The organism is Glycomyces tritici (assembly GCF_030403505.1).
In genome coordinates, this window is record NZ_JAUEMJ010000006.1 from 59,297 (window position 1) to 79,627 (window position 20,331).

Here is a 20,331-nt window from a genome sequence, read left to right on the forward strand (position 1 = left end):
AAACAACCGGAAACTCCCGAACGCACACGGCCCGCCGGTCACCAGACCGGCGGGCCGCTCACGTATCGCGCTACTTCTTCGGTTCGAGCACGTCCTTGCCGAGGAACGGCTGCAGCGCCTTCGGCACCGCCACCGAACCGTCCGGCCGCTGGTGGTTCTCGAGGATCGCCACCAGCCAGCGCGTGGTCGCCAGCGTCCCGTTCAAGGTCGCCGCCACCGCGTTCCGGCCCTGCTCGTCGCGGTACTTCACGTTGAGGCGCCGCGCCTGGAAGGTGGTGCAGTTCGAGGTCGAGGTCAGCTCCCGGTACCGGCCCTGCGTGGGCACCCACGCCTCGCAGTCGAACTTGCGCGACGCCGAGGTGCCGAGGTCGCCCGCGGCGACGTCGATGACCCGGTAGGGCAGCTCCATCTTCTGCAGCATCTGCTCCTCATAGGACAGCAACTTCTCGTGCTCGGCCTCGGCGTCCTCGGGCTTGCAGAACGAGAACATCTCGACCTTGTCGAACTGGTGCACCCGGATGATGCCCTTGGTGTCCTTGCCGTACGACCCCGCCTCGCGGCGGAAGCACGACGACCAGCCCGCGTACCGGCGCGGCGCGGTCAGCTCGCCCAGGTTCTCCCCCGAGTGGTACGCCGCGAGCGGCACCTCCGAAGTACCCACGAGGTACATCTCGTCGCGCTCGAGGTAGTAGATCTCGTCGGCGTGCTCACCGAGGAAACCGGTGCCCTCCATGGCCTCCGGGCGCACGAGCACCGGCGGGATCATCGGCGTGAAGCCGGTCTCGACCGCCTGCTGGATCGCCAGGTTGAGCATGGCGAGCTGCAGCAGCGCACCGTCGCCGGTGAGGTAGTAGAAGCGGGCGCCTGAGGTCTTCGCGCCGCGCTCGGTGTCGAGCAGGCCGAGGGCCGTGCCGATCTCGAGGTGGTCCTTCGGGTCCTCGATCTCGGGCTTCTCGCCGACCTCGCGCAGCACGATGTAGTCGTCCTCGCCGCCGGCGGGCGCGCCCTCGGCCACCAGGTTGGGGATGGCCTTCCCGGCCGCGTCGAACGCGGCGGCCGTCGCGGTCACCGTGAGCTCGGCGGCCTTGACCTCCTCCGAGAGGGTCTTCGTGCGGTCGAGCAGCGCCTGGCGCTCCTCGGCGGCGGCGCCGGCGATCCGCTTGCCCAGGCCCTTCTGCTCGGCGCGGAGCGTCTCGAAGGATTGGAGGGCACTGCGGTGGTCGGCGTCGGCGGAGAGGAGGGCGTCGACGGCCTCGACGGAGGCACCCCTCTTGCGCTGGCTGTCGCGGTAGGCGTCCGGGTTGTCTCGCAGTGCACGCAGATCAATCACGTGACCAGATTACCGGCCGGTCCACCTCGGCCCCGAGCGCATATTGTGGGCGTGTGGCGGTCGATATGGGCGAGGCGGAATTCGAGGCGGCGGTGTCCGACGCGCTGGACGCGGTGCCGCAGGAGCTGATGGCGATGCTCGACAACGTCGTGATCCTCGTGGAGGAGGAGCCCGAGGGGCCCGAGAAGGACCTGCTGGGCCTGTATCAGGGAACGGCGCTGACGGACCGCGGCTGGGAGTACGGCGGGGTCCTGCCCGACACGATCACGATCTACCGGGGGCCGACGCTGCGGATGTGCGCGACCGTGAAGGAAGTGGTCGACGAGGTGGCCGTGACCGTGGTGCACGAGATCGCCCACCACTTCGGGATCGAGGAGCACCGCCTCCACGAACTCGGCTGGGGTTAGCACCGCATCTGCGTCGATCCACCCCGTAACGGCCGCGTAAATACGAGCCCAGAAGGCTGTTGTGCCTCGCACCCGCGAGGTTAGACTGACTTCGTGACGACGTTTCGCATCGGAGAGGCCGCCGAACTGCTCGGGGTCTCCGCCGACACGGTCAGGCGCTGGATCGACTCCGGGCGCCTCGCCGCCTCCCGCGACGAGCAGGGGCAGCGGTCGATCCCGGGCGCCGACCTCGCCGCATTCGCGCGCGAACGGGCCAGCGCCCCCGACACGGGAGCCGGATCGTCCTCGGCCCGGAACCGCCTGCGCGGCATCGTCACCGCGATCACCAAAGACCAGGTCATGGCACAAGTCGACCTGCAGGTCGGGCCGTTCCGCGTGGTCTCGCTGATGAGCCGCGAGGCGGTCGACGAACTCGGGCTCGAGGTCGGCTCGCTGGGAACCGCCGTCGTCAAGTCCACGAACGTGGTCGTCGAACGACCCGACCATTGAGCCCCCCGGGAGTCCGATTGCGCACCGCCACCGTCCGCCGCCCCCTCGCCGCCGTCGCGGCGCTCGCCACTGCGCTCCTCACCCTCACCGCGTGCAGCCCGGAAGAGGACAAGAACAACGTCCTCACCGTCTTCGCCGCCGCCTCGCTCACCAAGGCCTTCAACCTGATCGCCGACGAGTTCGAGGAGGAGCACCCCGACAACGGCATCCTGTTCAACTTCGGCGGGAGCGCCGCGCTCGCCGTCCAGATCAACGAAGGCGCACCAGGCGACGTCTTCGCCGCCGCCGATGCGACCACGATGGCCGCCGCGGTCGACGCGGGCACCGTCGCGGAGCCCGAGGTCTTCGCCCGCAACCAGCTCGTCATCGCCGTCCCCGAGGGCAATCCGGACGGCGTCACCGGCCTCCAGGACCTCGCCGGCCTCTCGGTCGCCGTCTGCGCCGAGGAGGTGCCCTGCGGCGCCGCCGCCCAGACCGCGATCGCGGCCTCCGGCGCATCGATCGACCCGTCCACCTACGAGCCCGACGTCAAGGCGACGCTGGCGAAGCTCGCGATGGGCGAAGTCGACGCCGCGCTGGTCTACCGCACCGATGTCATCGCCGCCCGGGGCGGCGTCGACGGCGTCGAGTTCCCCGAGTCCGACTCGGCCGTCAACTCCTACCCGATCGCGGTGCTGGACGAGGCCGACAACCCCGACCTCGCGGCCGAGTTCATCGCCTACGTCCAGTCCGACGCCGGCCAGGCGGTGCTCGAGACCGCCGGGTTCCAAGCGCCCGACGGCGACCGGTAGCGACGGGGAACACCATGCCCGCCAAGCGAACCCGCCGACGCCGCGTCCCGGCCGCGCTGCTGGCGCCCGCCATCGCCGGCCTGGTGTTCCTGATCCTTCCGCTCCTCGGCCTGCTCGCCCGCGCCCCCTGGACCGAACTCCCGGCCCGCCTCGCCGAACCCGAAATGCTCGCGGCCCTGCGGCTCTCACTGCTCACCGCGACCGCCGCGACCGCGCTCTCGCTGTGCTTCGGCATCCCGATCGCCTGGCTGCTCGCCCGCGGCGAGTTCCCCGGCCGCAGCGTCCTGCGCGCCCTGGTGACCGTGCCGCTCGTGCTCCCGCCCGTGGTCGGCGGCGTGGCACTGCTGCTCGTGTTCGGCCGCAACGGGATCCTCGGGTCGTGGCTGCACGAGCGGTTCGACGTCACGATCCCGTTCACGACCACCGCGGTCGTACTGGCGATGACCTTCGTGTCGATGCCGTTCCTCGTGGTCTCGGTCGAAGGCGCGCTGCGCGGGGCCGACATCCGCTTCGAGGAGGCCGCCGCGACCCTCGGCGCGGGGCGGTGGACCGTGTTCACGCACGTGACCCTGCCGATGGTCGCGCCGGGCGTGCTCGCCGGGGCGGTGCTGTGCTGGGCGCGCGCGCTCGGCGAATTCGGGGCGACGATCACGTTCGCCGGGAACTTCCCGGGCCGCACCCAGACGATGCCGCTCGCCGTCTACCTTGCGCTGCAGACAGATCCGGAGGCCGCGATCGTGCTCAGCCTGATCCTGCTGGCCGTGTCCGTGATCGTGCTGGCGTCACTGCGCGACCGCTGGACGGCGGCCCCGTGAACGCCGCGGCGGACCCCGGCGGGCAGGCCGCGGGCCTGGACGCGCACCTGGTCGTGGACCGCGGAGGCTTCCGGCTCGACCTGCGGCTGCACGTCGCCCCCGGTGAGACCGTGGCCCTGCTGGGGCCCAATGGCGCGGGCAAGACCACGGCCCTGCGGGCACTGGCCGGACTCGAGCAGCTGTCGGACGGCCACATCGCGTTGAACGGCGAGGTTCTGGACCGGCCGGGATCGCAGCCGGGCCGGATGCGGGCAGCGCGAAGCGGGTCGCAGATCGATGGGCCCCCGAACGACAACCCTGACACGGGGGTACGACAGCCCTTTTCGGACGCGTTCGAACAGGGCAGGGCGGACGGAGTCGCCGGCGGCCGGCGGGGCGATCGGTGGGTGCCGCCGGAGGAGCGGCGGATCGGGGTGGTCTTCCAGGACTACCTGCTGTTCCCCCACCTGACGGCGGCCGACAACATCGCGTTCGGGCCCCGCAGGCGCGGGCTCGGCAGGGCCGAGTCGCGTGCGATCGCGGCCGAATGGCTCGAACGGGTCGGCTTGCAGGAGTTCGGGAAGCGCCGCCCGAAGCAGCTCTCGGGCGGGCAGGCGCAGCGGGTGGCGCTGGCCCGGGCGCTCGCGTCCGAACCCGCGCTGCTGCTCCTCGACGAGCCGCTGGCGGCTCTGGACGCCCGGACCCGGCTCGACACCCGGGCGGAGCTCCACAGGCACCTGACGGGCCACACGGGCCCGGCGATCGTGGTGACGCACGATCCGGTGGACGCGCTGATGCTCGCGGACCGGCTCGTCGTGGTCGAGGACGGCCGGGCCGTCCAGGAGGGCGACGCCGAATCGGTCACCGCCCGCCCGCGCACGGACTACATCGCGCGCCTGGTCGGCCTGAACCTCTATCGCGGAGTGGCGGAAGGCAACCAGGTCGTCCTCGACGGCGGGCTCTCGGTAGCCGCCGCGGCCGGGCCGGGCCGGGGCGACGATGGTTCCGGGCCCGCTACCGCGGTGGCGGCCGGTCCGGCCGAAGGCCCGATGGTCCTCGTCGCGGCCGATCCGCTGAGCGGCCCGGCGTTCGCCGCATTCCCGCCGAGTGCCGTCGCGCTGTACCCGGAGCGGCCTGAGGGCAGCCCCCGGAACACTTGGCGGGCGACCGTTTCGGGAGTGCACCGCCATGGCGACAATGTGCGCGTCCAGCTCGACGGTCCGCTCAAGGCCGCTGCGGACGTGACGCCCGCGGCGGCCGCCCAGCTCCGCCTCGAGCCGGGCCGCGGCGTCTGGGCGACGGTGAAGGCCTCGGAGATCCGCACCTACCCGGCCTGAGCCCGGCCGTCGTCCTCGCCTCTGATCGCCTGATCAGGCCGATGTGCACGCCTGCCGACCCCGGCTCGCGCTCGTTCACTCGATCGGGCGACAACGTGGCCTGGAACCCTTCGTTTTGTCGGACCCGAGCGGGAGGATCGGCCTACCGTCCTTCCCCTCTAGTGGTGGGTGGGGGCTGGGGACGGCCGTATTCTCCGGCTTCAAAAACGCCGCCCCCCACCCGAATCGCTCACCACCGCAACGCGATCGGCGCTCAAGCCGCGGCCGCGGCGAGTTCGCGCCCGGCGGTCGGTGCCGCCGGAGTCCCGGCTCCGTCGTCGCGGGCCGCGCGGCGGATGGCCGGCAGGCAGGCGAGCACGATCGCGATCGACAGGAGGCCGACCGCCGCGAAGGCGACCTGTACCTCCATCACCATCGACATCGCCCCGCCGAGCAGGAACCCGATGAGCTGAGCGGCGCTCAACCGGCCGTGCACCGCCGCGTTCGCGCGGCCCAGGAACGCCTCCGGCACGCGCCGGGCCACCGCGATGCCCAGCGCCGAGTTCTCCCCCGCGTTGAACATCCCGCCGAGCAGGTTGAGCGGCACCATGAGCAGCACCGTGAACAGCGGCATCCCCTGCCCGAAGCACACCAGCCCGACCCCGGCCAGGCACGCCATGACCATCCACGCCAGCTGCACATCGCGGTCCAGGCGGCGGATGACCGCGGCCGCGACCCATGCACCGACGACCATGCCGGCGGTCCAGCAGGCCTTGATGAGCCCGTACATGCTCTCGCTCGCGTCGTACACCTCGCGCACCAGGAAGACGCTGAGCACGTTCACCGCGCACAGCGCCGCGATGACCGAGCTGAAGGCGATGACGACCACCGTGAGCAGCCGGTCGCCGCCCAGTCGCCAGCCCGGGCCCGCGGTCGCCTCGTCCGCCTTGACGGGCCGGCGCACGCCGCCTCGCCGCGTGCGGATGTCGCAGCACAGCAGGACCCGCGCCGTCGCGCAGGCCGCCGCGAGGGCGAGCGCCGCACCGACGCCGTTGGCGCCGATGAGGAATCCGGCGGCGGCGGGCCCGGCGGCGAGGCCGACGAGCGTGCCGGTCTGGACCAGGGCGACCGCCCGCGGCAGGTCCTCGCGGCTCGACATGGACGGGACGAGCGCGCTCACGACCGGTTGCAGGACCGCCGTTCCGGCCGCGTTCACGATGACCAGCCCGTACAGGCCGTACAGGTTGTCGGTGAACGCCATGGCGACGATCGCGGCGGCCTGGACGAGGCCCGAGGCGGCCATGAGCGCGCGGCTGTCGAACCGGTCGGCCATGCGCCCGGTGAACGGCGCGAGGAGGAACAGCGGCAGGGTCGCGCAGATGATGAGCGCGGCGATGGCGAGGCCGCCGTAGCCCTCCGTCTGGAGGCGGAGGGTGAGGGCGAAGTCGGCCGTGAACATGGCGGTTCCGGCGAGGAACGCGCAGATCGCGGCGGTGTAGACGTCGGACCAGCGGGTCCCGTCCAGGAAGGATGTGAAAGACATATTTCGAAGATACTCTTTCACAGTTGGACGCGAAAGAGGTTTTTCAGATTTTTCGAAGGATTTCTTTTACATCTTCGAGCGCCCTGCTCCCGCTGCCGCCCAAGCGGACCCGGGGCGCCTCAGACCTTCGGGAAGAACCGGAACAGCGTGTTGAACACGTACGTGCCGTCCTCCTCGTCGACACCCCGCTCCGCCCGCTCCGACGTGCGGTCGGCGTACTCCTGCTCCAGCTCCTGGTAGCGGCGGCTGAACTCCGTCGCCTCCTCGATCGTGAGCCGCAGGTGCGCCTGCTGGGTCAGCGCGGCCTCGCGCAGCGCCGGGTCGGCCTCGAACCGCTGGTCGAGCCAGCGCGAGAAGTTGCGGTCGTGCTGCTCCATGAACATCTCGCCCATGGTCCGCTCGATGACCTTGGCACTCTCGGGGGCGTCGTCCTCCGCGCGGATCGAGAAGCTCTGGATCTTCATGCGCCACAAGCGCTCGCGCGCGTCGCCCCGGCTCGGCGCCTCCTCGATGAAGCCGGCCTTCGCGAGGGTCCGCAGGTGGTAGCTCATCGCGCTCGGCGTCATGCCCGCGACCTCGGCGATCTCGGTGGCCGTGGCCCCTTCGAACCCCGCGACCCGGTGCCCGGCGAGGAAGTCGAAGACCGCCATGCGCGCCGGGTGGGCGAGCGCCTTCATCCGCTCGGGGTCGGTGATCTTCACGTGCTCCTTGCCCATGAACCGCGGCTTGCCCGGCGGCGTGGGCGGCAGCGGCGGTGTCGGCGGGACCGGCACCGCGGGCCCCGCCGTCGCGCCCGGCACGGCGCCTTCGGGACGCGAAGCAGGTGTTTCAGACATGGGACAAGCTAACCACGGCCGGGCGCGGGCCGCGGCGACGACCGCTGGGGAAGGCCTAGCCCGATGACGACGCGGCGGCGTTGGCGCCCTCGCGGTTGGTCACCGCCTTGCGCGTCGCCGCCCCGACCCAGTGCGCTTCGGCGAGGGCCTTGAGCTCCTTGCGGGACGGGCGGGTCTGGCGGTCGGGGAAGATCGCCTTCTCCAGGCGGATGGCGGCCATGAGCGACAGGAGCGCCTGCGTGCGCTCGTCGAAGGCACGCCCGGTCCGGACGGCGGAGGTGAGCCGGGTGCGGGCGTCGGCCGTCGCGTGCCGGTCGCGCGGGTGGTACCGGTTGACGGGGAAGATCCCGAGGGCCTTGCCGCGCTCGTGGCGCAGCTCGCCGGTGGCGACGAGGCGCTCGCGCAGCGCGGGAACGAGGCCTTTGGAGGCCCGCTCAAGGACGCTGTGGGGTGCGCGCGGCTTGTCGGCGGCGATGGCGGCGAGGCGGGAGTCGACGACGGGGTCGCCGGTGGGGGTCGGGTCGAGGACGCGGACCTTCTTGCCGTCCAAGCCGATGCGTCCGGCGAGCGTGAGTTCGAACAGGACCGCGCCGCCGAGGCCGAGGTCGAGGTAGCCGCCGGCGCGGCCGTTCGCGGCTTCGTGCGAGAGCAGCGCCAGCTCTTCGGGCAGTGTCGACATGCCTTTCAGCGTAGGCCCGGTGCGCTCGCGGCGCGGTTCACGCGCCCCCGGTGCGGAGGCGGTCGAGCCAGGCGGCGGCGTCGGCGAAGTCGGCGTCGCTCAGTCCGGCCGGGGGCGGGACGGGCTTGTCGGAGTGGTCGCGCGGGTAGGAGCCGAGGTAGCGGACGTCGGCGCAGATGCGGCGCAGGCCCATGAGGGCCTCGCCCATGCGGGCGTCGGCGAGGTGGCCCGTGCAGTCGAGGAAGAACGCGTACCGGCCCAGGCCCTCGCCGGTGGGGCGGGACTCGATGCGGGTGAGGTTGATGCCGCGGATCGCGAACTCGGTGAGGACGCCGAGGAGCGCGCCGACCCGGTCGTAGTCGATGTAGACGACCAGGGAGGTGATGTCGTTCCCGCTCGGCTCGGGCGGGCTGGTGGGGCGCACGACGTGGACGAAGCGGGTCGCGGCGTTCGGGTTGTCGCCGATGTCGAAGGCCTGCACGGGAAGTCCGACGGCTTCGGCGGCGAACGGCGGGCACACGGCGGCGTCGAACTCGCCGTCGGCGGCGCGCTGGGCGGCCTGGGCGGTCGAGAGGGCCTGGTGGACGACGGCGTTCGGCAGTTCGCGGCGCAGGTACTTGCGGACCTGGGCGAGGGCGACGGGCATGGAGGCGACGGTGGTGATCTCGCCGACGGGCTTCTCGGAGGCGAGCACGAAGGTGACCGGCAGGACGACCTCGCCGACGATGACGAGCGGGTCGCCGCCCACGAGCTCGTCCACCGTGACAGTGACCGTGCCCTCCTGGGAGTTCTCGATCGGCACGAAGCCCGCGTCGACCTCGCCGCGGCGCACGGCGTCGAGGATCTCGAAGATCGAGGACATCGGTGTGGCGGTGGCGGTCTTGGCGGCGGGCAGTCGGCGGAGCGCGGCCTCGGTGAAGGTCCCGCGCGGCCCCAGATAGGCGAACTCCATGGGCCAACGCTAGCAAGCGGGGCCGGGCAGGGGCCGCGAGCTGGCCTTCTGCCCGGGCGGGTCGCGGCGCGGATGAGACGGCGATCTCATCGGCGCCCCGCCGTGGACGGACTTCCCGCTGTCCCGTATGCTTGTCGAGCCCAAGCGGAATTCCGCGGTGGTAAGCACAGGGAAATCGGAATGCGGCCCTCGGGTTCGTATGCCAGGATCACTGAGCGCCCCCATCGTCTAGGGGCCTAGGACGCCGCCCTTTCAAGGCGGTAACACGGGTTCGAATCCCGTTGGGGGTACGGCCCAGACGCGGTTCCGGTCACACGGAGAGCGCCTGGTATAAATAAAGAGGTCTTGCGACCTTGTAGGACACGCAAGTGTTCGACCAAGGTCCCGTAGAGCAGCTAGGAGTGCTCGCCACCCTGTCAAGGTGGAGGTCGCGGGTTCAAATCCCGTCGGGACCGCAGTGAAGGGAAAGCCCGCCGATTCGTCGGCGGGCTTTTTCGTTGTCTCATGGACATGGCGCCCAGGTGGCCGGGCGCGCGGTAGACACGGCGGTCGAGGGTTCAGCCGTACCGCGCGGGGGTACTGCATCAGGGACCGGACCCGGCCGGAGTGGAAGCGGGCTCCGGCGCGGCGCGCGCGGGCGCTCGGCAACCTGGTGGACACTTGGGACGGCGGGAGGCGCGCCGGACCGGTTCGCCCGGGCCTGTCTGCGCATCGGTCGCGCTTCGGTCCCCGCGGCGGCCGATGGTGATCCCGTGATCGTGAGCGGATTTCAGAGCGCGTTCACCGCGGGTTCATTTTCTTCGTTAACCTTGTGATGTATGACGAATAGTGACCCTGTTCCCCTCGTTGACACCGGTTTGCCGCCTGACCGGTATCTCGACCGGGAAGAGAGCTGGCTGCGGTTCAACGGCCGGGTGCTGCGACTCGCGCAGTCCCCCGAACTGCCCCTGCTCGAACGGGTCAGGTTCCTCTCGATCTTCTCCAACAACCTCGACGAGTTCTTCATGGTCCGCGTCGCCGGGCTCATCCGCCGCCTCGCCACCGGCCTGCCCGTGCGCACCTCCTCGGGCCGCTCGCCCCACGCCGTCCTCACCCGCATCGCCGGCCTCGCCCACCAGATGAGCATCGAGCACGCCGAATACTTCCGCGACGAGATCGCCCCGCTCCTGGCCGAGAAGGACATCGCGATCGTGCGCTGGGCCGACCTCGAAGAGGTCGAACAGGCCCGCATGCATGAGCTGTTCCGCACCCGCATCTACCCGGTGCTCACCCCGCTCGTCGTCGACCCCGCCCACCCCTTCCCGTACATCTCCGGGAACTCCCTCAACCTCGCCGTCCAGGTGCACGACCCCCGCAACGGCACCACCCGCTTCGCGCGCGTCAAGGTCCCGCCGCTGCTCTCGCGGTTCATGGCCGTCGCGCCCGGCCGGTTCACGCCGCTCGAGGACGTCATCGCCGCCCACCTCGCGCAGCTGTTCCCCGGCATGGACGTGCTCGGGCACCACACGTTCCGCGTCACCCGCAACCAGGACCTCGAGATCGACGAGGACATCACCGAGAACCTCCTCCAGACCCTCGAGCGCGAGCTGCTGCGACGCCGCTTCGGGCCCGTCGTGCGCCTCGAAGTGGAGGACACCATCGACGGGAAGGTCCTCGACCGGCTCATCGCCGAACTCGGGGTCGACGAGCAGGTCGTCTACAAGCTGCCCGGCCCGCTCGACCTCGCCGGGCTCGACGCGATCGCCGACCTCGACCGGACCGAGCTGAAGTACCCCCGCTTCCGGCCGTCCGAGAAGGTGCTGCCGCCGGACGCCGACCTGTTCGCCGTCATGCGCGACCGGGACGTGCTCGTGCATCACCCCTACGACTCGTTCACCGCCTCGGTCGAGCGGCTCATCGAGGAGGCCGCCGCGGACCCGAAGGTCCTGGCGATCAAGCAGACCCTGTACCGCACGAGCGGCAAGTCCCCCATCGTCGACGCGCTCATCAGCGCCGCCGACGCCGGCAAGCAGGTCGTCGTCGTCGTGGAGATCAAGGCCCGCTTCGACGAGCAGGCCAACATCGACTGGGCGCAGAAGCTCGAGCAGGCCGGCTGCCACGTCATGTACGGCATAGTGGGCCTCAAGACGCACTGCAAGCTCGCGCTGGTCGTGCGGCAGGAGACCGACGGGACGCTGCTGCGCTACAGCCATGTCGGGACCGGGAACTACCACCCGACCACCGCCCGGCTCTACGAGGACGTCGGCATCCTCACCACCGACCCCGAGGTCGGCGAGGACGTGAACGCGATCTTCAACCACCTCACCGGCTTCTCGCGCGACGAGGACTTCCACCGGCTCCTCGTCGCCCCGCACTCGCTGCGGCCCGGCCTCATCGAGCGGATCGACCGCGAGATCGAGAACCACCGCAAGGGCCTGCCCGCGCGGCTGCGGTTCAAGTGCAACTCGCTCACCGACGAGGGCATCATCGACGCCCTCTACCGGGCCTCGCGGGCCGGCGTCCCAGTCGACCTGTACATCCGCGGCATCTGCGCGCTGCGGCCCGGCGTGCCGGGCCTCTCGGAGACCATCCGGGTCAGGAGCGTCCTGGGGCGCTTCCTGGAACACTCCCGGGTGTACGTGTTCGAGAACGGCGGCGACCCGGAAGTATGGTTGGGCAGCGCGGACCTCATGCACCGCAACCTCGACCGCCGCGTCGAGGTGCTCGTCCGGGTCGAGGGGGACGCCCACCGCGCGCAGCTGACCTCGCTGCTCGACCGAGGCATGGACGCCGACATCCGGACGTGGCGGCTCGGCCCGCTGGGGCTGTGGACCCGCCAGCGCAGCGGGGGCGACCTCCAGGAACAACTCATGCAGGAGCACCGTTGATGCAACCCGAGATCTTCGCCGCCGGCGCCGTCCTGTGGCGCCAGGGCGATGAGGGGCCCGAGCTGGCCCTCATCCACCGGCCCAAGTACGGCGACTGGACCTTCCCCAAAGGCAAGCTGAAGCGCGGCGAGCACCTGCTCGCGGCCGCGCAGCGGGAGGTCTTCGAGGAGACGGGCATCCGGCCGGTGCTCGGCCGCCCGCTCGCGCCCTCCTTCTACGACAAGGAGGGCAAGCTCAAGCGCGTCGACTACTGGTGCGCCACACCGGCGTCGGACGACGCCGTGGACGAGGCGGTCGACCCGCGCGAGGTCGACGACCTCGCATGGGTCCCGCTCGCGGACGTCGCCGGCCGGCTCACCTATGAGCGCGACCAGCCGGTGCTGGCGGACTTCACGCGCCTCAACGCGCGCGAGACCGTGCCGCTCGTGTTCGTGCGGCATGCCATCGCAATGTCCAAAGCAGACTGGTTCGACCAGGACGAGCTGCGGCCCTTGAACCAGCGGGGCCGCGAGCGGGCGCAGCAGCTCGAGGTGCTCCTGGCCGCGTATCCGGCCGGCGCCGCCTACAGCTCCACGAGCGCCCGGTGCCTGGAGACCCTGCTGCCGTACTGCGCCGCCGAGGCCGTCCCGGTGACGGGCCTGCCCGACTTCACCCTGGGAACGAGCAAGCCCGCCGAGGTCGCCGCCCGCCTGGACGAGATCATCGCCGCCGGCAAGCCCGCGGTCGTCTGCGGCCACGGCGAGCACATCGACGAGATGATCACCTACGTGAGCGGCCGCCTGGGCTCCCCGACCCTGCTGGACCCCTTGGAGAAGGGCGCCTTCGTGGTCTTCCACACCGCCGGCGGCGAACTGGTGGCGACCGAGCACCACAACTAGTTCGAACAGTCTGTCGGTTTTCCGACAGACGCACGTCTTCGAAGGGCCCGCACTCGTTTCACGGGAGTACCGCGAAACGAAGGGAATCCCCCCGATGCCAGGAGAGGCACACGAACTCATAATCCAGGCCATTCAAGACGAGCCGCTCACGGCGGCTTGGCTGATGGACCTCGCCGACAAGGACCGGCGGATATCGGTATGCACCGGCGCGCAGACGCGTTCGACCTCGGTCGGCTCCATCGGAAGGACCGAGCGGCGGGCCGATGTCATGGTGAGCCTGTCGTTCCCGAACGAGGACGACAGGATCGTCATAGTGGAAGTCCAGACCGAATGGAAGGACGAGAAGCACTTCCGGCTGCCGGGTTACATGACTCGCGCTTTCGAGGATCACAGGTTGCCGATCGAACTGGTGCTCGTCTGCCCCAGCGACAAGGTGGCCCGGAAGTATCTGAAGGGCATTCAGCTCGGCCCTGACAACATCATCACGGTGCACTCGGTCGGACCGTCGGACTTCCCCGACGCGATCGACGCAGAGCTACTGCCCACGACTGCGGCAGCCGTCGTGACCGCTGCATACGGCAAGGCCCCGAAAGGGCGCAAAGCCGAACTGTTCATATCGACACTCGACCGCCGCCTCGGTACCATCGAACCAGGGCGAGCGGCCGATTACATCAAGACTCTGCTCACGATCCTGGAAGACGAGCCCGCCCGAATGCTGGAGGAACTCATGCGCACGCAGACCCGCCCGTACCACTCCGAATACAGCGACCGGCTGCGCTTCGAAGGTCGCGAGGAAGGCCGCGAGGAAGGTCGCGAGCAAGGCCGCGAGGAAGGCGCCCTCCTGCAATCGCGCCGCATCCTCGTCAGCATGCTCGAAGCCACGCAGACGGGCATCACGGCCGAGCAGCGTCAGCGCATCGAGGCCTCGACCGACCGCCAGGAGCTCGAAGCCTGGATCACGAAGTTCATCGCCTCCGGTTCGGCAGCGGGCCTGTTCGAGGCGTAGCCGAACAGCTTGAAGGGGGGAGCCGGGTCGATTGCCCGGCTCCCCCCTTTCGCTTGCGTCTAGCGGGTCAGGCGGATCGTGTCGATGTAGATGCCTCCGCTGCGGAAGACCAGGTAGAGGTCCTGGGTGCCTTCGGCGTTGTCGAGCGGCGCGGTGACGTCGGTGAACGACTGGAAGCCGGCCGTCTTGGGGACCTCGACCTCGGCGAGGAGGGGGCCGTCCGGGGCGGCGGCGCGGACCTCGATCACGGGGTCGGCGAGGTCGGCCCAGTCGGCGGTGGTGGTGGCGGTGCGCAGCTCGATGCCGGTGGCGCCGTCGAGCATCGCTCTGGTGAAGCCCACGTGGCTGCCGGCCCGGCGGGAGCCGGTCGAGTGGTAGCCGCCCTCGCGCTTGAGGGTGTTGAGCTTCGCGACCTCCCAGTAGGTGAGGCCTTCGGCGATCGTGGCCTTCTCCCAGACGTTGGCCGTCTCGGAGAGGTCGAGTTCGGCGATGGCCTCGCCCTCGATGCGGACCTGCGCCTGGGGGCCTTCGTCGCCGATCGTGAACCGGTAGTCGCCGGTCTCCACGATCCGCTTGCCGCGCACCACGTCCCATACGAACAGGGTCTGCGGGTCGACCTCGATCTCGACGCGGCGGGTCTCGCCGGGCGCGATGTCGCGGGCGCGGGTGAAGCCCGCGAGCTGGCGCTGCGGGATGCGGTCGCCGTAGGCCGACGCGGTGATGTTCGCGAAGAGGAGCACGACCTCGTCGGAGGTCCGCTCCCCCGCATTGGTGACGTCCACAGTGGCGGTGAACCGCTCTGCGGCGTCCGCAGTGGAGGGCACTCGGAGGTCGCCGTACGCGAAGTCGGTGTAGCTCAGGCCGTGTCCGAAGCCGTAGACCGCCTCGGCCTTGGAGTAGCGGTAGGTCAGCTCGGCCGCGATCACGTCGTACTCGAGCATGTCGACGTCGCTGACTCGGTACGGTTCCGCGCGCGGGCCGGCCTTCGGGAGCGAGGACGTGTCCGGCAGCCAGGTCGAGGTGAGCCGCCCGGCGGGCGAGTAGTCGCCGGCCAGCGCCTCGGCCAGGGCGGCGCCGACGGCCTGTCCGGCGTGGGAGGTGTAGAGGATCGCGGCCACGTTGGGGTCGGCGGCGATGTCGCCGACCGCCAAGGGGTAGGCCGAGACCACGACGACGACGGTGCGGCCGGGCTTGGCGGCGGCGACTTCGCGGACGAGGTCGGCCTGGCGCGGGCCGAGGTCGAGGCCGGGGCGGTCGAAGCATTCGCGGGCGTTGACCATCGGGTGGTTGCCGACGAACACGACGGCCCAGTCCGCTTCGGCCGCAACGGCTGCGGCGGCTTCGGGGCCGTTCTCCCAGAGCGTCTCGGTGAGGACCGGGTCGGCGGGGCCCTTGGTGAGCGGCAGTGAGCCGTCCTCGGCGAGGCGCACGTGGAACGGGCCGTCCGCTTCGGCGGGAACGTGGTTCACGCCGAACAGCTCGACGGCGCCGTCCCCGGTGCGGACGTAGTGGAGGTTCTGGTGGGTGAACCAGGCGTCGCCGTCCTCCATCTCGGTCTCGACGGCGACGAGGAGCGGTCCGCCGCCGCCGGAGGCGCCGGCCTGGTTCTCGAAGGTGGCCGGGCCGTCGTCCTGCTGCAGGAGGTTCGCCTGGACGAACTTCCCGGTCGCGTTGTGGCGGAACATGTGCTGCTCGTGCGCCCAGTCCCAGACCTCGAAGGTCTCGGTGTCGCCCACGGCGGTGGCGGCGGCGACGAGCGCCCCGTTCTCGGCGACGGTCACGTACTGGCCGCCGGCCTGCCATGCGACGGTGTCGTTGCCGCTGTGGTGGGTGACCTGACCGAACCGCTCCCGCAGGGCCTGGAGCGGGCTGGGGCGGCGCTCGGCGGGGACGGTGGGGCTGTAGAAGTCGCGGAGGTTGAGGTCGGCGAGCGGGCCGACGACGGCGATGCTCGCGGTCTCGGGGATCGGCAGGGCCGCGTCGGTGTTCTTGAGGAGCACGAGCTGCTCCTGCGCGGCGCGGTGGGCGAGCGCGATGTGCTCGGGCCGGTCCTGCGGGTGGGGGTCGGCCGGGATCAGGTTGTACTCGCAGGCGTCGCCGTCGAGTTGGCCGGTGCGGACGAGGAAGTGGAGCCAGTCGCGCACCGACCGCTCCACATGGGCCATGGTGACGCCGAGGAGCCCGCGGCGCACGGCCTCGCCCGCGTTCGGGACGAAGGGCAGCTCGGAGCCGTCGTGGAAGTGGGAGACGCCGGCGTGGAGCATGAGCGCCGAGGCCCAGACGCCGATCTCGTCGATGCCGTCGATCGCCTGGCCCGCTTCGGCGGCGACGCCCTGCGGGTAGGGCACGTCGCCGCGCGGGTCGACCTGCCAGGTGTCCCACGGCTCGCCCTTGGTGGTGTGGAGGTTGACGCCGTCCCAGCCGTCGGGCAGGAAGAAGAACACGCCGTCCTTCGTCCACTCGTCGCGGAGGGTCTGCAGGATCGGGGCGATGATCGAGGGCACGCCGTTGACGTTGTTGTACGCGGTCATCGCGCCCATCACCGCGCCCGCTTCGACGGGCATCCGGTACGGGACGACCTGGTACTCGTGGTACGCCCGCACGCCCATGGACGCGGAGCTCTGCGAGCGGTGCCACTCGTGGTTGTAGCCGAGGAAGTGCTTCATCTGGGTGAAGGTCTTGACGTACTCGGGGTGGCGCCCGCGCAGGCCCCAGGCGTACGCGGTGGTCATGGCGCCGACGTGGAGGGGGTCCTCGCCGAAGCCCTCCTCGAACCGCCCGGCGAGGGGGTTGGAGCGGATGTCGGCGACGGGTCCGAAGGAGGCGAAGACGTCGGTGTCGCGGGCGCGCACCTCGTGGGCGACGGCCGCGCCGACGGCCTCCATGAGCTCGGTGTCCCAGGTCGCGCCGAGGCCGATGGCCTGCGGGAAGAAGGTCGCGTCGGGCTTCTTGCCGGAGGAGTGCAGGACTTCGTTGAAGGCATTGCCGCGCGAGGGCAGGGTGAAGCCGTCGGCGAGGACGGTCTCGGGCACGCCGTTGAGGCACGCGAGCTTCTGCTCGTCCGTCATGAGGGCGAGGATCGCCTCCACGCGTTCGGCGACAGGCGTGGTCGGGTCGAGGTACACGGGAGCGGTCATGCTCGTCCTATCGGTCGGTGTCAGTCCCCACGACATTACGACGGACGACCAGACAAATCCAAATCAGTATCCCGGTACGCGGTCGAAACCTTGCTGGCCGACCGCGCACTCTCCCGTTCGTTACGATTCCTCTCATGAGCCCCGGCCCCCAAGGAACTTCGCTCGGCGTCGATTTCGGCACCTCGCACACGATCGCGGTCGTCCGCCGCGCCGACGGGAGCCTCCGGCCCCTCCTGTTCGACGGCGCGCCGCTGATGCCCTCGGCGGTGTGCGCCGACGCCGACGGCGGCATCCTCGTGGGCCGCGACGCCGTCCACGCGGGCCGCCGCCACCCCGAGCGCTTCGAACCCAACCCCAAGCGGCTCATCGACCGCCCCTCGACCCTCCTGGGCGCGCGCGAGTACCCGATCTCCGCGCTCATCGGGGCGGTCCTGGACGCCGTCGCCGCCGAATGCCGCCGCGTCGTCGGCCAGCCCTCGCAGGTGACGCTCACCGTGCCGGCCGAGTGGGGCCCCGCGCGCCGCCAGGTGATCGAGGACGCCGCCGCCCGCTCCGGCCTCGGCCAGGTGCGGCTCGTGCCCGAGCCCGTGGCCGCCGCGACCTACTACGCGGAGGCGCTCAAGCACCGCATGGCCGTGGGCGCCTCGATCGTGGTCTACGACCTCGGCGCGGGCACCTTCGACGCGAGCGTGGTGCGCCGCACCGAGCACGGCTTCTCCACCGTCGCCCTGGACGGGCGCAGCGACCTGGGCGGCCTGGACATCGACGCGGCGCTCATCGAGCACCTCGGCACCACCTACGGCGACCGCGAGGGCTGGAAGCGACTCGTCAACCCCTCCACTGTGGAGGATAGGCGGCATTTCCGGGAGTTCCAGGAGGAGGTGCGCGGCGCCAAGGAGCGCCTCTCGCGCCACCAGCAGTCGGACATCGCGATCCCGATCCTCGACGTCGAGGCGCACCTGACCCGCACCGAGCTCGAGCAGATCGCCCACCCGCACCTCGAGCAGACCATCCGCGTCACCCAGGCGGTCATCCGCGCCGCCGGGCTCGACGTGGCCGCCAGCGCCGGCGTGTTCCTGGTGGGCGGGGCGAGCCGGATGCCGCTGGTGGGCACCATGCTCCACCGCTCGCTCGGGCTGGCGCCGACGGTGCTCGACCAGCCCGAGGTGGTCGTCGCCGAGGGCAGCGTGCTGTGGACGCAGGCTGGGCAGTACTCGACCACGTTCCCGCTCACGCGCCCCGCGCAGCAGGGCGGTTTCGTCCCCGCCCCGTTCACCCCGGCGGTGGCGAACCTCGCACCGCCTTCACCGCAGACCGCGCCCGCGATGCAGGCGCCGCCGCAGACGGCGCCGACGTACCAGCCCGTGCCGTCGTACACGCCGTCGCCGCGGCAGGAGCAGACCCCGCCCGAGTTGCGGCCGGCGGAGCCGGTGACGGCGGAGTCGGGAGCGGCGGAGCCGAGCCCGGTCCACCGCAACCTGCCGCCGCAGACGCGCACCCCGCAGTTCACACCGCCCGTGTCGGTCGACCGCGACGACGACGAGGACGAGCCGCCGCGCACCGAGGAGCAGCGCCAGCGCGCCAAGAAGGTCGGCCGGCGCGGGATCGTGGCGTTCATCCTCGTCGACATCCTCATCATCGCGGGCCTGGCCTGGTACTTCAACTACGGCAGCGACCCGTTCGACGGCGCCTACGACGATGGCGGCGAAGGCGACGGCACCGTCCGGAGCTTCGACGCCGACTGGTCGGAGAACTTCCCGGGCGCGCTGGTCAGCAACATCGAAGGCACGCACAACGGCACCGTCGAGTCCTTGGCGTTCCTCGACGCCCCGAACGGGCCGCTGCTGTTCTCCAACGGCGCGGACGGCTCCATCGACCTGTGGGACTTGACCGAAGGAGTGCTGGTCGACGAGTACTGGCCTGAGGACTGGGACGCCACCGACCTGTGGGCCGCCTGGGGCTCCGACGGCGAGCCGATCATGATCGCGATCGGCGCTGACGGCCGGCCGTACGTGTGGACCACGCTGACGCAGGAATTCGAGCCGGCCGGGACGCCCGAGATGGTGGCGGACGGCGCGGAGGTCGCCTACTTCCGTCCCGGGACCGACGGCGGCACCCCGGTGCTGACCCTGGTGAACGACACGGAGTACGAGGTCTACGACCTCGAGAGCCAGGACACGATCGCGCACAATCCGATCCCCGACGGCTACGCCTACGCGCGGTTCTTCACGTCCGCGGACGTGGACTACACGGCCATCGTCGCGTTCGACTCGGAGCAGCGCCTGGACAACATCGACATGTTCGGCGGGGTCGCCGACGGCCTCCCGTACAGCTCCGAGGGCTGGGAGGGCAACATCGTCGAGGCGTTCGGCATCGTCTACGACTGGGGCTCGCCGCACGCGATGGCCTACGGCTCGGACAACATGCTGCACTTCTGGGACCTGGAAGAACAGGCCGAGTCGTACGCGCCCACCCCCTACTCGGACCTCGGCGCGGAGTACCACTTCGAGTTCGTGGAGAGCGTGTACGGCACCGCGCTGATGTCGATCGATTCGGAGGGCGTCGCTCAGGCCGTCAGTCTCGACACATCGGATACCGTTCGCTTCGAAACCTCCGGAGTGCCGACCGAACTGGTGCAGGTCACGATCGACGACCGCCAGTTCGCGGTCACCGGCGACAGCGAGGGCAACATCCGATTCTGGAGTCTGGGGAATTGATCTTCTTCATCATCGCGGCCGCGATCGTCGCCGCCGCCACCGCGTACAGCCTGTGGGCGCTCGGCCAGGAGCACCGGATCGAGACCACGGTGCACCTGGACGCGCGCGCGAACGAGGTGTGGGCGGTCCTGACCGACTTCCCGGCGTACGGGCGGTGGAACCCGTTCATCACCGAGATCTCCGGGGTCCTGGCCGAGGACGACCGCCTCCAGGTGACGCTGACGCAGCCGAACGGCAAGGTCGACCGGTTCAAGCCGCGCGTCCTGCGCGTCTCCCCGGCCCGGCAGATCCGCTGGCTCGGCAAGCTCGGCCCCGGCGGGCTCTTCGACGGCGAGCACTACCTCGTGCTCGAACCGCAGACGGACGGCACCACCAGGCTCACCCACGGGGAGCGGTTCACCGGGGTCCTCGTGCCGCTCATGAAGTCGCTCCTGGCCGACACCGAGCAGGGCTTCGACTCGATGAACGCCGCGCTCGAAGGGCGCCTGAAGACCCTCGACGACTGAACGGCGGCCCGCTCGATGCGGACCGCCGTTCAGAATCGATATCAGTAGCGGGCCCGCGCCGTCATGGAGCGGGCCGCCCGTCG

At 70.8% G+C, this 20,331-nt stretch carries 16 protein-coding genes and 2 tRNA genes; 12 read left to right on the top strand and 6 right to left on the bottom strand.

The window, feature by feature from the left end:
* Positions 1–70 precede the first annotated feature (70 nt).
* Positions 71–1,330, bottom strand: coding sequence for a serine--tRNA ligase (serS, locus tag QWI33_RS19240; protein ID WP_289958775.1), 1,260 nt, complete (start codon positions 1,328–1,330; stop codon positions 71–73).
* A gap of 53 nt (positions 1,331–1,383) precedes the next feature.
* Between serS and QWI33_RS19245 the strand changes: the two genes are divergently transcribed.
* The 5 genes from QWI33_RS19245 (at position 1,384) to QWI33_RS19265 (ending at position 5,148) form a co-directional block, all read left to right on the top strand.
* Positions 1,384–1,737 carry a metallopeptidase family protein gene (locus QWI33_RS19245; RefSeq protein WP_289958776.1) on the top strand — a complete coding sequence of 118 codons (354 nt, stop codon included), beginning with the start codon at positions 1,384–1,386 and terminating at the stop codon, positions 1,735–1,737.
* A gap of 93 nt (positions 1,738–1,830) precedes the next feature.
* Complete coding sequence (locus QWI33_RS19250; RefSeq protein WP_289958777.1) at positions 1,831–2,226, top strand: TOBE domain-containing protein; 396 nt, start codon at positions 1,831–1,833, stop codon at positions 2,224–2,226.
* Positions 2,227–2,243: 17 nt separating this feature from the next.
* Positions 2,244–3,017 (top strand): molybdate ABC transporter substrate-binding protein, encoded by a 774-nt coding sequence (modA, locus tag QWI33_RS19255; RefSeq protein ID WP_289958778.1) that lies wholly within the window; start codon positions 2,244–2,246, stop codon positions 3,015–3,017.
* 14 nt (positions 3,018–3,031) lie between these two features.
* Positions 3,032–3,832 (top strand): ABC transporter permease, encoded by an 801-nt coding sequence (locus QWI33_RS19260; RefSeq protein ID WP_289958779.1) that lies wholly within the window; start codon positions 3,032–3,034, stop codon positions 3,830–3,832.
* On the top strand, positions 3,829–5,148 hold the full coding sequence (locus QWI33_RS19265; protein ID WP_289958780.1) for an ABC transporter ATP-binding protein: 1,320 nt from the start codon (positions 3,829–3,831) through the stop codon (positions 5,146–5,148). The genes QWI33_RS19260 and QWI33_RS19265 overlap by 4 nt, the downstream gene beginning before the upstream one ends.
* Positions 5,149–5,401: 253 nt before the next feature.
* Here QWI33_RS19265 and QWI33_RS19270 read toward each other — a convergent pair whose 3' ends face one another.
* The 4 genes from QWI33_RS19270 to pheA all read right to left on the bottom strand — a co-directional run bounded on the left by QWI33_RS19270 (position 5,402) and on the right by pheA (position 9,137).
* Positions 5,402–6,670 carry an MFS transporter gene (locus tag QWI33_RS19270; RefSeq protein ID WP_289958781.1) on the bottom strand — a complete coding sequence of 423 codons (1,269 nt, stop codon included), beginning with the start codon at positions 6,668–6,670 and terminating at the stop codon, positions 5,402–5,404.
* Between the two features lie 119 nt (positions 6,671–6,789).
* Positions 6,790–7,506: an ArsR/SmtB family transcription factor gene (locus QWI33_RS19275; protein ID WP_289958782.1), complete on the bottom strand. Its 717-nt coding sequence runs from the start codon at positions 7,504–7,506 to the stop codon at positions 6,790–6,792.
* A 55-nt stretch (positions 7,507–7,561) separates the two neighbouring features.
* Entirely contained in the window at positions 7,562–8,185 is a 624-nt protein-coding gene (locus QWI33_RS19280; protein ID WP_289958783.1) for a GOLPH3/VPS74 family protein, read from the bottom strand.
* 37 nt (positions 8,186–8,222) lie between these two features.
* Complete coding sequence (gene pheA, locus QWI33_RS19285; protein WP_289958784.1) at positions 8,223–9,137, bottom strand: prephenate dehydratase; 915 nt, start codon at positions 9,135–9,137, stop codon at positions 8,223–8,225.
* Between the two features lie 217 nt (positions 9,138–9,354).
* Between pheA and QWI33_RS19290 the strand changes: the two genes are divergently transcribed.
* The 5 genes from QWI33_RS19290 (at position 9,355) to QWI33_RS19310 (ending at position 13,888) form a co-directional block, all read left to right on the top strand.
* Positions 9,355–9,427, top strand: a tRNA-Glu gene (locus tag QWI33_RS19290).
* A gap of 90 nt (positions 9,428–9,517) precedes the next feature.
* Positions 9,518–9,592, top strand: a tRNA-Asp gene (locus tag QWI33_RS19295).
* 363 nt (positions 9,593–9,955) lie between these two features.
* Positions 9,956–12,004: an RNA degradosome polyphosphate kinase gene (locus QWI33_RS19300; protein WP_289958785.1), complete on the top strand. Its 2,049-nt coding sequence runs from the start codon at positions 9,956–9,958 to the stop codon at positions 12,002–12,004.
* Positions 12,004–12,882 carry an NUDIX hydrolase gene (locus QWI33_RS19305; protein WP_289958786.1) on the top strand — a complete coding sequence of 293 codons (879 nt, stop codon included), beginning with the start codon at positions 12,004–12,006 and terminating at the stop codon, positions 12,880–12,882. The genes QWI33_RS19300 and QWI33_RS19305 overlap by 1 nt, the downstream gene beginning before the upstream one ends.
* Positions 12,883–13,045: 163 nt before the next feature.
* Positions 13,046–13,888, top strand: coding sequence for an RpnC/YadD family protein (locus tag QWI33_RS19310; RefSeq protein WP_289958787.1), 843 nt, complete (start codon positions 13,046–13,048; stop codon positions 13,886–13,888).
* A gap of 59 nt (positions 13,889–13,947) precedes the next feature.
* Here the strand turns inward: QWI33_RS19310 and QWI33_RS19315 are convergent, their stop codons facing one another.
* The gene (locus tag QWI33_RS19315; RefSeq protein WP_289958788.1) at positions 13,948–17,025 is read right to left on the bottom strand and encodes a glycoside hydrolase family 3 C-terminal domain-containing protein; all 3,078 of its coding nucleotides are present in this window, start codon (positions 17,023–17,025) and stop codon (positions 13,948–13,950) included.
* Between the two features lie 134 nt (positions 17,026–17,159).
* On the opposite strand from QWI33_RS19315, the gene QWI33_RS19320 reads away from it, so the two are divergent.
* Both QWI33_RS19320 and QWI33_RS19325 read left to right on the top strand, forming a co-directional pair.
* Positions 17,160–19,742 (top strand): Hsp70 family protein, encoded by a 2,583-nt coding sequence (locus QWI33_RS19320; protein WP_289958789.1) that lies wholly within the window; start codon positions 17,160–17,162, stop codon positions 19,740–19,742.
* A complete protein-coding gene (locus QWI33_RS19325) occupies positions 19,739–20,248 on the top strand; it encodes an SRPBCC domain-containing protein (protein ID WP_289958790.1) in 510 nt (169 codons plus the stop codon). The genes QWI33_RS19320 and QWI33_RS19325 overlap by 4 nt, the downstream gene beginning before the upstream one ends.
* The last annotated feature ends 83 nt before the right edge of the window (positions 20,249–20,331 follow it).

What these genes read in the sequence shown, in the direction of transcription:
- QWI33_RS19310 (WP_289958787.1), top strand. Translation starts at nt 13,046, where the DNA reads ATGGACCTCGCCGACAAGGACCGGCGGATATCGGTATGCACCGGCGCG.
- QWI33_RS19305 (WP_289958786.1), top strand. Translation starts at nt 12,004, where the DNA reads ATGCAACCCGAGATCTTCGCCGCCGGCGCCGTCCTGTGGCGCCAGGGC.
- QWI33_RS19320 (WP_289958789.1), top strand. Translation starts at nt 17,160, where the DNA reads ATGAGCCCCGGCCCCCAAGGAACTTCGCTCGGCGTCGATTTCGGCACC.
- QWI33_RS19260 (WP_289958779.1), top strand. Translation starts at nt 3,032, where the DNA reads ATGCCCGCCAAGCGAACCCGCCGACGCCGCGTCCCGGCCGCGCTGCTG.
- QWI33_RS19280 (WP_289958783.1), bottom strand. Translation starts at nt 8,185, where the DNA reads ATGTCGACACTGCCCGAAGAGCTGGCGCTGCTCTCGCACGAAGCCGCG.
- QWI33_RS19275 (WP_289958782.1), bottom strand. Translation starts at nt 7,506, where the DNA reads ATGTCTGAAACACCTGCTTCGCGTCCCGAAGGCGCCGTGCCGGGCGCG.
- QWI33_RS19270 (WP_289958781.1), bottom strand. Translation starts at nt 6,670, where the DNA reads ATGTCTTTCACATCCTTCCTGGACGGGACCCGCTGGTCCGACGTCTAC.
- QWI33_RS19300 (WP_289958785.1), top strand. Translation starts at nt 9,956, where the DNA reads ATGACGAATAGTGACCCTGTTCCCCTCGTTGACACCGGTTTGCCGCCT.
- pheA (WP_289958784.1), bottom strand. Translation starts at nt 9,137, where the DNA reads ATGGAGTTCGCCTATCTGGGGCCGCGCGGGACCTTCACCGAGGCCGCG.
- QWI33_RS19315 (WP_289958788.1), bottom strand. Translation starts at nt 17,025, where the DNA reads ATGACCGCTCCCGTGTACCTCGACCCGACCACGCCTGTCGCCGAACGC.